Genomic DNA, 11,026 nt, shown 5'->3' with positions numbered 1-11,026 from the left:
GCGTCCCGTTCGACGAGGAGGTGGCCTTCCCGACCACGCGAGAACCCCACCTGTCCCTTGCTGCTTGACAGTTCTTCCGCATCGGATGTCTTCTTCGCGGCGTCCGTTCCCTGGCTGGTCACGGGCACGTTGGTGGAGGTCTTGATGCTCTGGGTGTCGATGACGGAGGCCGTCGGTTCGGGCTTGCGTCCTTCCTTCACGCGGGCCAGGGCGGTGAGGTCGTAATTGAGCTGGGCGAAGATTCAGCAGGTTCCTCACCTCCAGGCTGGGGTTCCTCGCCAGCTCGCACAGCAGCGCCGCGGCCTTGTGATGGGGATCGGGATAGACCTCGTGGTCCAGGACCTCCGCCCGATGACGTGCTTCCGCTGCGATCGGCACGCCGTAGTCGACGACCTGGGGATCTCCTGGGATCTGCTGTGCCACTGCCAAGATCCAGGCAAGGTCGATTCGGAGATTCACGCGGCGTCCCTTGGCGCGCTCTCCGCCAGCCCCTCCGGAAGCCCGGGGTACCGGTCCTCACCGACCTCCGCCTCGAACGCGTCCGCGTACCCGGCCAGGAACGCCGCGGCGCCAGCCATGAAGGCGGCACGTGACTGGTTCACATCGGCCTCGATCAAGCCTGCCAGGCGGCGCTCGCTGAGCACTGGGCGATCGCGATCACGACCGCGACCGCGGAACGCACGGCCGGGGCGCCGGGCGAGCCCGGTGTGCGACTGCGCTGCTGCCTGGATCTGCGGCAGGAACTCACTGACATGGTTTCGCCCAACCGCAGAGGCGGCCATGGCCCGGAAGGGCTCATGACGAGGTACCACGGTCCTCTTCGCCGAACTGCGGCACATCATGGACGCTGACGTCCGTACGGATGCGGTGCGGCCGGGCGGGGTGCCGCCACCGTCGGGCGCTGTCACGGGCGACGTCCACGGCCCCCTCCATCACGACGTCGGGCTGTCCTGCCCTCTCGGGACAGCGAACGTTGATGGTTTACCTCTGGCGGAGGCTGTGGTCAGTGGCCGCCGCTGGGGGGTTCGCAGCCGGTGCCGTCGGGGTAGCCGCCGAAGGCGTCTGCCTTGGTGGAGTCACTGCTCATCGTGCCTTCCACACACCAGGGAGGGACGCCGATGTCGATGAGGAAGCCGACTCCGGCGGTCCCGTCCTGGTACGCCTGCACTTTCCCGGCCAAGTAGCCGAGGCTGGTGAGCGCGGTGCGGACGCTGTTCGGGGAGAAGTCGCCGCGCCGGCGCAGCGGTTCGAGTGCGTTCTTGACGCGTGTGACGGCGGTGAGGCCGGCGCAGCGGTTCTGGCCGTGGAGCGGGATAGGAACTCGGAAGCCGTGGTTTTCGGCGTAGTGGTCGGTCGGCGGCACGGTTGAGCTGGGGATAGCGGCGGCCGTGGGCGCCGTCGGCTTGGGGCTCTCGCCGGGGCAGGGGAAGTCCGCGGGTGTACTCGGCGTCGATATGCCGGTCGGCGTTGGATGCGAACGCCGGTACGCGTCGGCCGTATCCCCTGCCCGCTGCGTCCCGCACCCCGCCGCCAGCAGGACCATCCCCGCCAACGGCAGCATCCCGAGCAGGGTTCGCGTCTTCCTCAGCGTCGTCATCCCCCGATCCTTCCCCGCAGCTCGGTGGGCGTCATGAGTACCTTTACTCATCGGGCCACAACACCCCCGGTCACCCTTCGGTGTCACACGCACCGGTCCCGCCGCGTCCATCACGCTCCGTGGCCCGGCCGCCGCGCCGTCGGGTAGGCATCCAACTCTGCGGCGAAACACGGAAGTTCGGAAAGTCCTGACCGGACAGAGGTAAATATCGCGCAGGTCGTCTCTTGTTCACTCAACGGATCTACCCGCATAGACGCGGGTGGTGGTGTCATGCCGTCAGCCGCCCGGCACCCCACTGTCCGGGCCGACCCTGCGGGAGAACCTCACATGCGTCGCGTCACCGCCACCCTCAGCGCCCTGACCCTCGGAGCCGCGGGCCTGATCGCCGCTACGGCCGGCACCGCCCAGGCTTCGACCTGTTCCCACGCGTACCTGCCGCTGCCCGACTCCTCCTGCACCCCGGGCGCCTACAACCCGGACGTCACCCAGTCGACCATCCACAGCACCATCTGCGTCTCTGGCTGGACCGCCACCGTCCGCCCCCCGACCACCTACACCAACCCCCTCAAAGCCCAGGGCATCATCGACTACGGCTACACCGACACCAACATGGCCGACTACGAGGAAGACCACCTCGTCCCCCTCGAACTCGGCGGCGCGCCGCGCGATCCCGGCAACCTGTGGCCCGAGCCCTACTCCGGCTCCCAGACCGCGCACTCCAAGGACGGAGTGGAGACGAAGCTGAAGAACGCCGTCTGCGCTGGCACCATCACCCTTTCCGCCGCCCGCAGCGCTATCAGGAACAACTGGACCACGGCCCCGCAGGTCACCGGAATCGGCTGACCCACCCCACCGCCGGGACACCCCAGGCCACACGGGCGGGGTGTCCCGGCAGCGGTGCCGGGAGACTTCCCGACGCCCCCGGCCGGCCAAGAAGGCGATGGCCAGTCACAGGGTCGGCGAGTGCGGCAGCATGCCCGACGCATCGCGTTCAGCTGACGCCGATGGTCACACAGTTCGGCTCTGGTCTTGTGACGATCGGCGCGCCGAAGCCTTACTCCGTATGCACGGAGTTCGGCCACCATGACGGTGGCGACTTCTTCCGGCACGTCTTCGAGGATGCTCGTCGGCAGTTCGCTGATGAGGAACTTGCAGTGCCACAAGCTCAACCCGGTTTGCCTGTGAAGTAGTTTCACGATCTCGATGGCCCGGGGGCCGGAGTCAGTCAGGACTACTGTGTGAGGCAGGTCATCGCAGACCAGCAAGAACGATTCGCTCACCGAGTCCGATCCCTCCATCAGCCCGCAGATGGCCTCCAGCATATGGCGAGGCTCAGCGATCACGTCCTGAGGAGGATGCGTCTGCGGAGTAGGTCAAGGTTGGCCCGCCCGTAGCCCATGCGCTTGAGGAGCTTTGCTCTGGTCACATGGCCTTCGACCTGGCCGGAGCTCCAGTGCGTGGACAGGCCGGCGGTGACCGCGTCCAGGTCCCGCTTCATGCCGTTGACCAGGGAGTGGAGGGCGGGCAGGTCGTCTGCGAGGACGCGGTCCATCCATGAGGGCAGTTCCTCACCTCGCAGATCGCGCATCATGTCGGCGAAGTCGCGGACGTGGCGTGCGGTGGCGTCGAGGTGGGGGCAGGCGGCCCGGATCTCTTTGAGCTCGGCCGCGTCGGTCTCGGCGAGGTGTCCGGGGCTGGTCATGATCCAGCGGACGACGCGCCGGGGTTTGGGGGCGGGCCGCAGCTCGGGAGCAGGTGCGGGCGGGTTCTTCGGCTTGGGGCTGTGCGGCTTTTTGAAGGGGCGGAAGTAGCGGCGGACGCACTGGATGTCTCCGGTGAAGCCGCGTGCGCGCAGCTCGCGGTGCAACTGCGGGATGTCGTGGCAGCCCTCACGCCAGCGTTGGTGCAGGTAGGGCATGTGTTCGTCCAGGATCGATGCCCGGTTGGTGGCTCTGACGAGCAGTTCGTCGAGACTCTGGGCGCGGGCGAAGCGCCGTACGGTCGAGTGGTCCAGCCGCAGCTGACGGCCGATCGCGGCCAGGGACCTGCCCTCCGACAGCAGCTGCTGCACCGCCGTGTACCGCTCGGTGGTGCGAGCCACCAACCGCCTCGGGCGTCCGAGGACGTCCCGGGTGCCGTCCGGCGGGACGAACGGCGTCTCCTCCACGGGCGGCTCCGCCGTCCCGCCAGGGACCGTGGCGGGGTCCGTGACGGCCTGGGGCGTCGTGAACGCCTTGCGGATGCAGGGATGATGGGCACCGACCGTCTTCTCCACCGCTTCGGCGAGGTTGCGCAGCAGGTGCCAGGCGTCCGCCACCTGTCGGGCCTGCGGAGCCCCGCTGCTGGCGCCTTCAGCGTAGGCGCCAGCCCGGTCACGGCAGATCACCTCGATCTCGGGATGAGCGCGCAGCCAGGCGGCCAGCGGCTCGGCGTCCCGGCCCGGCAGCACATCGACCGGGCGCCGTCCTTCCAGGTCCACCAGGATGGTGGCGTACGAGTCGCCCTTGCGCAGCGCGAAGTCGTCAACTCCCAGGACACGCATGCTGACCTGCGGTAACTCCGGTAATCTGCGGAGGAGTTCAAGGAGCTTGTCTTTGGCGACGCGCATGCTCAGAGCGGCCGCGAGCCGAGCTCCCGGCCGGCCCGTCAGACACGCGGCGATCGAGGTGAGCAACGTGCACAGCAGCGGTGTGTACCGGGCATACGGGCTGGTCAGCCCTTCGATCTGCTCGGCGAACGTCACCGCTGGACATTGCGGATTGAGGCATTTGAACCGGCGCACCACCAGTTCGATCACCGCAACGGCTCCGCCGACGGGCGCGTCAGCGAGCCGGCGCGTGTACCGGCCGTGCACACGCGACGACACCACCCCGCATCCTGGGCACCTCGCCGTCGGTACCGCGGAGTGAGCGCAGAACGTGACCGTTCCAGCCGCACGCTCGATCGACTCGATCACCACACCAGCTAAATGCGGCAGCAACCGCCCCAAACCCCCTGAACCGCACACTGGGTAGATACCCAGGTCAGGCAGGTGACGTCACAAGATCCTCGACAGAGCCCACAGTTCCCCGGGTCTGGTCGCGTAATTCCCAGGTGCCCGCGGTGGATGGTGTCCGTAGAGCACGGTTGTCAGTGGCGCCTGCCAGCATCCACGGATGACCACAACTGACCACCTCTGCACCGCCCCTGACGATCAGCCGCGTGGCCGCCTTCTCCAGCTGGTCGGTGCCATCGAACCGTGGGACGAACTGGAACGCACCCATCTGGAGACCGCTACGCAGTGGCTCGCCAGCAAAGCCCCGGTCTACCGGGTGCGCAAGCCGGACGTTCCGGCGATGCACTTGGTGAGCTACTTCGTCGTCCTCGACAACAGGCGCGGGCAGCTGCTGCTCGTCGCACACCGCAAGGCGGGCCTGTGGCTGCCGGCCGGAGGACACGTCGAGCCGGGTGAGGAACCGTGGGCCGCGGTGGTCCGCGAATGCCACGAGGAACTGGGCATCGAGGCCGTGGCATCACCCATCACCGGCGAGCGTCCCCTCTTCCTCACCGTCACCCGAACCCGAGGGCAAGGCGCGCACACCGACGTCTCGCTCTGGTACCTCCTCAACGCCGACGCCCACACGATCACCTCCTACGACCAAGGCGAGTTCAACGCAATCCGGTGGCTGACCGACGAACAGGTACTCGATGAGCCGGCCGAGCTCCTGGACCCCCACATGCACCGCTTCACCCGCAAGCTGCAGCACGCCCGGACCAGGACAGATCGCGTGTAGCCTCCTGCGACTGTCCACGGCGCCACACGACCCCGCCACGCCGGGGAGCGACACCATCACCGTTCACCCTCGCCGCCCCATGAGCATGACCGGATCACAGGCTGGGCGAGGAGCCGTGAAGACATCGTCGGGCTGCTCTTGGTGGGATCTTGCGCCGGCAACGCCGCGCGACCGGTCTCCGACATCGACGTCGTCCTGCTCACCACGGACGACGGCCGATATCTCCTCGAGGATGCCTGGGTGTGGTGTCGTGGGGCCGTGTCGGGTGGTGACAGGTTCCCGTATCGGTCGGTGTCAGTGGTGCTATTTCTCTTACGGCACCTGGTGCACCTGACGAACACGAAATCCCTGGTCATAGCTACAACCTTGAGATCTCTACCGTGCCCGGGGCGGTTCGCCTTCGTGTGCCTGGAACCCGACCTCGTGGGTGCTGGCAGGGGGTAGAGTCCACGCAACGGTGGCGGGAGAGATGCTGGGAGTTTTCTGTGGCGAAGTTAGTCACGCGCGAGGAAATTCAAGTTTTCGTGGAATTTCATGCGTTTGCGCTGCAGGAGGAAAATGATGCGGCGGTCCTTGCGCCTTTCCCTGAGGATCGCGAAGAGCGTTCCGGGGTGGTGTTCCTGACTGCCTATGACAAGCGTCTTGACTTCGGCAGTGCCGGTCACACCCACGATGCCGCCCTTACGGTTGAGGTGTGGAGTGGTGAGCCGCCCATGGACGCCGGCGGATCCTGGGAGGCGCAGGGGGCGGCGGAGATCTTTTCGACCACGGGCATCTTGTCGGTCGAGACGATGTCGGGTGTTGGCGACGACAGGGTGGAACTCGGACGGCCGGACACGCTGTGGAAGGTCCGGGCCTACTGCTCGGGCCGGACTGAGGTGGCTCGGCTGGCCGCGGTGGATGTACCGGAAGGCGTGGAGCGGTATCTGGTGCAGTTCTGGCCGGCCGGCTCCTGAGAGCCCGCGGGCAGAGTGCTGGGCTCTGCCCGCGGGGGGCTGGTCAGGAGATGGAGACGATGTAGGCGTCGATGTCGTCCCCGCTGCTGTACCCGTCCAGGATCCGATTCCGGTCCATGAATATCTTCAGGATGGTTCCGCCGGCGCCGTTGTCAGCCTCAGGGATAGGCCTGGCGGAGAAATTGTCCTTCGGCTTCGTGGGCTCGTACTTGCTCTGAGCGGAGCCCTCGTAGGTGCTGGCGAACGGATACTCATCGCATTCGCGCGTGACTCCCGGAACGCTTGTGGCGTAGTCGCGGCCCCAGTATTTGACGCATGTCGCAATCGCGGCACGGCGGTTGGCCCTGACGCGCCTGGCGTCCTGCTGGAGCCGGTGGAGCGGGTGCTGCAGGTCGAAGCCCGGTACCGCCTTACGCGTGTTGACCGGCTTGGTCGCACCGGGGTTGGTGTGCGCGTCCTTCAGGTGCTGGGCCACTGCACGCTCAGGAGCGCCGGCCCTGGAGCTGTAGGGCAGAGTGGGCACCACCGGCAGGGCCGCGCCGCCCTTCTTCTTCGGGTTTCCGTCGCCGGTCTTGTTGAAGAGGTACGAGGCGGAGTCCCAGCGGCCGGCGAGGAATCCCACGTTGACGCGGCCGGTGTCCGGCGAGGTGTAGGGCGCAGGGAAGGTGAGCTTCACGTACGGCTCGTACACCATCTGCACCAGGTCGTCCTTGCCGGTGCCGTGCCCGGGCTCGACGAGCATGGTGTGGAAGTACTCGGGCTTGGTCTTCAGAGAGTCGTAGGTCTGCGTGGGCGGGACCTGTCCGCCGTACTTCATGCCCACGGACGCGGGCCACGTCTTCACGTCGCCGTCCGTATCAACTTTCAAGCCGCTCGTGTGAGTGCTGCGGACCTTGTCGAAGTTGGTGAAGAGGTACTGCATCCGGATCGTGCGGTCGTACTTCTTCGGGATCGTGTCGATCACCCACAGCGTGAACGAGCTCTGCCCCACAGGGCGGCCGTTCTGCATCCAGGTCTGCACGAACTGGGTTGCGGTGCACATCGCGTACCGGGACTTGACCGCGAAGTACTGGCCGCCTTGCAGTCCTTTCTTGCATTCGGCCTTCGTCATCGTCCGGGGCGGCTCCGGATAGGTGGCCGTGGACGCGACCTTGCCGGCCATCTCGTCGGAGAGCGACGACGGCTTGGTCGCCTTGGGCAGGTGTGATCCGGTGGGAGCGATGGCCTCGAGCGGGAGCTTGCCCGCCGCGGTCTCACGGGCGGGCAGCGCGGCCTTCCAGTCGCCGCCGCGGGACTGCAGTTCACCGAGCGACGGAATCGGCACCCCGGCGGGAAGCGTGTAGGCGAACACCTCCAAGTCGCTGCCCGCAGAGTCGGCCGCCGAGGCGGCCGGCAGGCCGACACAAAGCATGGCCGCGGTGGCTAACGCGGCCCAGACGCGTCTGCGCCAGGTACGGGACTCGAGCATCTTCTGCATGGAAACCCCCCTTTGATGCGTACGTCGGTATCGGAGCCGACGCGAGACCGCCCACATCTATCGCAAATTCGCACCTGCGCATATATCTTGGCTTGGATTCCCCGGATAAGTGTCTGAATGGCGTCCATTGAGGGTCTAAATGGGCTGATGGAAGGCATTGTCGGCGTGGAAGGAAGAGGCGGCGAGAGACGGGCTCCGCTCTCGACCCGAACTGACCTCGGAGCACCGAAGTGGGGCGCCTGCGTCCGCCGTTCGTGTATAACGGGATGGAGTGGAGCGGAGCTTGACGTCCGCCCGCGTATGTGGGCCCGCACGGAGGGGAGGACCGTGTGATGAGAGGTGTTGCACAGCTGCGGTCGTCAGCCGTGCTGTTGTTGCTCGTGCTCGCGCAGATCTTTCTCGCTGAACCCGGTTTTCCGCTTTCCTCGGCCGCCGCTGTCGCGGCGACGGCGACGGCGGCCTCAGTACTCGTCTTCTGCACGGTCATGGCTGCCCGGTCTGTGCCCGTCGTGCCCCGCCAGTGGGTGCGGACAGCGCTCCGAGACCGCAGGGAACGCACCGCGTTTCTGCCCCAACGTGACCCGGATGATCGAGGCCGCACACGGCCCCGGGCTCCCGGCCGCCGCCTTCCGACGGCCGCGTAGGGGCCAACACGTCCGCCCGTGACACCATTCGCGGGCAGAATCGTCAAGAAACAGACAGCCGGAACGCCGTCTTCTTCTGTGCCGCCGCATCCATGAGGCCGTCGCGTCCCATACCGCGGCAACCTGCCGGGCCCGTTGTGTCATGGAATGGCCGACCGGCTCGTCCGAAGCCCATCCTGGATCTCCATCCGCAAATGGTTACGGCTCGCCTGTTTCTTCCCCTGCCTCCGCGCCCCCTGCGTCGGCCGTCACGCCGCATCCCAGTCGATACGACGTGACCCTCGGAGAGCACACCCATGACCCCGATCTTCGCTGCCTTCGCTCACCTGGTCGACAGCATCGCCGGCCTGCTCCAGCCGCTGTTCCACACGTCCGCAGTGGCCGCGGCGATCGTCCTGTTCACCCTCTGCGTACGGCTCGCTCTGCATCCGCTCGCCCGTGCCGGGGCGCGGGGTCAGAAGGCACGGTCTCAGCTCGCGCCGCAAGTCGCGCAGTTGCGCAAAAAGCACTCGAAGAACCCTGAGGCGCTGCGCAAGGCGCTCGCCGAGTTGTACGCGGCGGAAAAGGTGTCTCCGGTGACCGGATGCCTGCCGATGCTGCTCCAACTGCCGGCCTTCTACCTGATGTATCGGGTGTTCTCCAGCAGCCGCATCGGTGGCGGCCCGAACGAACTGCTCAGCCACTTTCTCCTCGGCGCCCCGCTCGGTGAGCGGTGGACCGACGCGCTCGCGCACGGCGCCGTGCTCGGGGCCACAGGACTCGTCCACATGGTGCTCTTCGCGATCACCGCGGTGGTCGCCACGATCACCTACCGCCGCACGCGGCAGCAGCATGCGGCCTCTGACACGGCCATAGACCCGACGGCGCCGGGCGCGGAGGCCGTCGCCGGTCTCGTGCGGGTGCTGCCAGTGATGTCCTTCCTCACGCTGATCACCATCGCGGTCGTCCCGCTCGCCACATCCCTTTACGTGGTGACTAGCACCATCTGGTCAGCAGCCGAGCGGTACGTGCTCTATCGAGAGACACCCCCGAGCACCTCTGCAAAGACACTCCGTGAGCCGCCCGCGGGCCTCCCCGGCGCCTTCCCTGGCTGTCGCGGCGGGCTGCTGGGCGAGGGTGAGGCCGAGTTTGGTCAGTCGTTCCTGCTGCTCCCGGGTCAACTGGGTCCGGTCGCGGCGTTGCCGCTGAATCCACGTACCCAGATCATCGCCGTCGTGAATCACGCCGGGGCGATGTCGGGGAGCTGGCCCCCGGGTTCGTCGGCGGTGAGCTGGACGAGGATGCGGTAGTGGCGTTGCCAGTCCAGAGGTCACGGGCACAACAGCTCTACCTGGCCACGACCACTGAACTGAGCCGACGATTCGCCCGGATCTACACCACCCTCGGAACCCAGGACCCTCTCTCCCGGCGGTTCTGCCTCTATCGCGATCGAGGCTTCCGCGAAAGCCAGGCCGTTTGAGAACACCGGCTCACAGTGGTCTCAAATGACCTGTTACCCCGGCAGATTGAGGGCTCACCATCTGACAGGTTCGCTACGACGGGACAACAGCACGCGGCAAGACTCCATGAGGACGCCTTGCGTCCGACCCGCTGGCCTGCCATGTCCGCCTCGGTCACCCGGTGCTGGCTGGTGGTCTCTCACGTGTTGAGCCGGCAGCGTTCACGGCTCCTCGATCAGTCCGCAGACCCCTGGCGAGTCCACTATCCCGGTTCGCTAAGGACTTGCAGATCATTAACACGTCGTCTTGATCTTGCTGTTGGGGTCGCTGCTCTGAGCGCGAACTCGTGCTTGGAGGGCGGTGAGGGCAGCGGGCGGGGTGGCCGCTGGCGGGATGACGATGTCGTGCGCCTTGAGCAGTCTCCTGATCTTCAACAGCGTGCGGTGCATGGCGGTTCGGCTGCTGTTGAACAGCACGGCGAGGGGCTCCGCTGCGAGGGCGACTCGCAGGTGGAGCACGGTGGCCAGGACCTGTTCGGGGAAGTCGAGCCGGGGTGGACGGCCGCGCTTGGCGTCGCCGTCAGACGACAAAGTCTTGGTGAGGTCGTTGAGTTGCTGCCGAGTCATGCCGGTCAGGGCGGGGTCGGAGAGCAGGGTCTGGTCCCACTTTGGCGCGGGCGGCTGCGACGGCCCGGCCGCCGGGACGGCCGGGCAGGGCTGGGGGTGCAGGGCATAGTTCCAGTCGCCGTGGAAGATGTGGCGGGTCAGTGGCAGGGCTGCCATCTCCGCGTCATCGATGGCGACTCCGGTCGGGTAGGTGTTGGTGTCCAGCTCGGCCATGACGCGCAGGCCCGTGCGGGTCGTGGTCGCGGCGATGGACTGGACGATGACTTCGTGGCTGGTCAGCGGGCGTCCGCGCCAGTTCATGGTGATGTGTGAGAAGAGCCGGTGCTCGATCTTGTTCCACTTCGATGTGCCCGGAGGGAGGTGACAAACAGTGATCGTCAGCCCTGTTTCGGCGGCGAACCGGGCGAGCTCGAGTTTCCAGGCCCGGGTCCGGTAGCCGTTGGAGCCGCCCGCGTCGGCGGTGATCAGCAGCCGTGTCGCCTGCGGGTAGGCGGCCTGTCCCTGGCCGGACCAC

11 protein-coding genes and 3 pseudogenes are annotated in these 11,026 nt (G+C 67.0%); 6 read left to right on the top strand and 8 right to left on the bottom strand.

Annotation, left to right across the window (positions count from 1 at the left end):
* Positions 1 to 89: 89 nt before the first annotated feature.
* Together ACWD35_RS43385 and ACWD35_RS43380 are read right to left on the bottom strand one after the other, a co-directional pair.
* Positions 90 to 242, bottom strand: a pseudogene (locus ACWD35_RS43385) (IS5/IS1182 family transposase); the annotation flags it as partial.
* A 213-nt stretch (positions 243 to 455) separates the two neighbouring features.
* The gene (locus ACWD35_RS43380) at positions 456 to 731 is read right to left on the bottom strand and encodes a hypothetical protein (RefSeq protein WP_451356846.1); all 276 of its coding nucleotides are present in this window, start codon (positions 729 to 731) and stop codon (positions 456 to 458) included.
* On the opposite strand from ACWD35_RS43380, the gene ACWD35_RS43375 reads away from it, so the two are divergent.
* Complete coding sequence (locus ACWD35_RS43375) at positions 651 to 851, top strand: DUF6207 family protein (protein ID WP_451356845.1); 201 nt, start codon at positions 651 to 653, stop codon at positions 849 to 851. The genes ACWD35_RS43380 and ACWD35_RS43375 overlap by 81 nt on opposite strands.
* A gap of 152 nt (positions 852 to 1,003) precedes the next feature.
* Here the strand turns inward: ACWD35_RS43375 and ACWD35_RS43370 are convergent, their stop codons facing one another.
* Complete coding sequence (locus ACWD35_RS43370) at positions 1,004 to 1,597, bottom strand: hypothetical protein (RefSeq protein ID WP_451356843.1); 594 nt, start codon at positions 1,595 to 1,597, stop codon at positions 1,004 to 1,006.
* Between the two features lie 327 nt (positions 1,598 to 1,924).
* Between ACWD35_RS43370 and ACWD35_RS43365 the strand changes: the two genes are divergently transcribed.
* Positions 1,925 to 2,440, top strand: coding sequence for a hypothetical protein (locus ACWD35_RS43365; protein ID WP_451356842.1), 516 nt, complete (start codon positions 1,925 to 1,927; stop codon positions 2,438 to 2,440).
* Between the two features lie 227 nt (positions 2,441 to 2,667).
* On the opposite strand, the pseudogene ACWD35_RS43360 reads toward ACWD35_RS43365, so the two are convergent.
* Positions 2,668 to 2,895, bottom strand: a pseudogene (locus ACWD35_RS43360) (ribosomal protein L7/L12); the annotation flags it as partial.
* A 41-nt stretch (positions 2,896 to 2,936) separates the two neighbouring features.
* Positions 2,937 to 4,553, bottom strand: coding sequence for an ISL3 family transposase (locus tag ACWD35_RS43355; protein ID WP_451356841.1), 1,617 nt, complete (start codon positions 4,551 to 4,553; stop codon positions 2,937 to 2,939).
* A 199-nt stretch (positions 4,554 to 4,752) separates the two neighbouring features.
* On the opposite strand from ACWD35_RS43355, the gene ACWD35_RS43350 reads away from it, so the two are divergent.
* Both ACWD35_RS43350 and ACWD35_RS43345 read left to right on the top strand, forming a co-directional pair.
* The gene (locus ACWD35_RS43350; protein ID WP_451356840.1) at positions 4,753 to 5,370 is read left to right on the top strand and encodes an NUDIX domain-containing protein; all 618 of its coding nucleotides are present in this window, start codon (positions 4,753 to 4,755) and stop codon (positions 5,368 to 5,370) included.
* 485 nt (positions 5,371 to 5,855) lie between these two features.
* On the top strand, positions 5,856 to 6,326 hold the full coding sequence (locus tag ACWD35_RS43345) for a hypothetical protein (RefSeq protein ID WP_451356839.1): 471 nt from the start codon (positions 5,856 to 5,858) through the stop codon (positions 6,324 to 6,326).
* 43 nt (positions 6,327 to 6,369) lie between these two features.
* Here ACWD35_RS43345 and ACWD35_RS43340 read toward each other — a convergent pair whose 3' ends face one another.
* The gene (locus ACWD35_RS43340) at positions 6,370 to 7,803 is read right to left on the bottom strand and encodes a NucA/NucB deoxyribonuclease domain-containing protein (RefSeq protein ID WP_451356838.1); all 1,434 of its coding nucleotides are present in this window, start codon (positions 7,801 to 7,803) and stop codon (positions 6,370 to 6,372) included.
* Positions 7,804 to 8,135: 332 nt separating this feature from the next.
* Here ACWD35_RS43340 and ACWD35_RS43335 point away from each other — a divergent pair, with 332 nt between their 5' ends.
* Both ACWD35_RS43335 and ACWD35_RS43330 read left to right on the top strand, forming a co-directional pair.
* A complete protein-coding gene (locus ACWD35_RS43335; RefSeq protein ID WP_451356837.1) occupies positions 8,136 to 8,447 on the top strand; it encodes a DUF6412 domain-containing protein in 312 nt (103 codons plus the stop codon).
* 296 nt (positions 8,448 to 8,743) lie between these two features.
* Positions 8,744 to 9,469, top strand: a pseudogene (locus ACWD35_RS43330) (YidC/Oxa1 family membrane protein insertase); the annotation flags it as partial.
* Here the strand turns inward: ACWD35_RS43330 and ACWD35_RS43325 are convergent.
* Positions 9,437 to 9,670 carry a helicase associated domain-containing protein gene (locus tag ACWD35_RS43325; protein ID WP_451356844.1) on the bottom strand — a complete coding sequence of 78 codons (234 nt, stop codon included), beginning with the start codon at positions 9,668 to 9,670 and terminating at the stop codon, positions 9,437 to 9,439. The pseudogene ACWD35_RS43330 and the gene ACWD35_RS43325 sit on opposite strands and share 33 nt — an antisense overlap.
* Positions 9,671 to 10,179: 509 nt before the next feature.
* A partial coding sequence (locus ACWD35_RS43320; RefSeq protein ID WP_451356836.1) for an ISAzo13 family transposase occupies positions 10,180 to 11,026 on the bottom strand: 847 nt, incomplete at its 5' end.

The sequence above is a fragment of the Streptomyces sp. NPDC002671 genome (genome assembly GCF_053592475.1).
The sequence above is the reverse complement of the archived record's forward strand: the minus strand, read 5'-3'. Positions and strand labels throughout refer to the sequence as shown.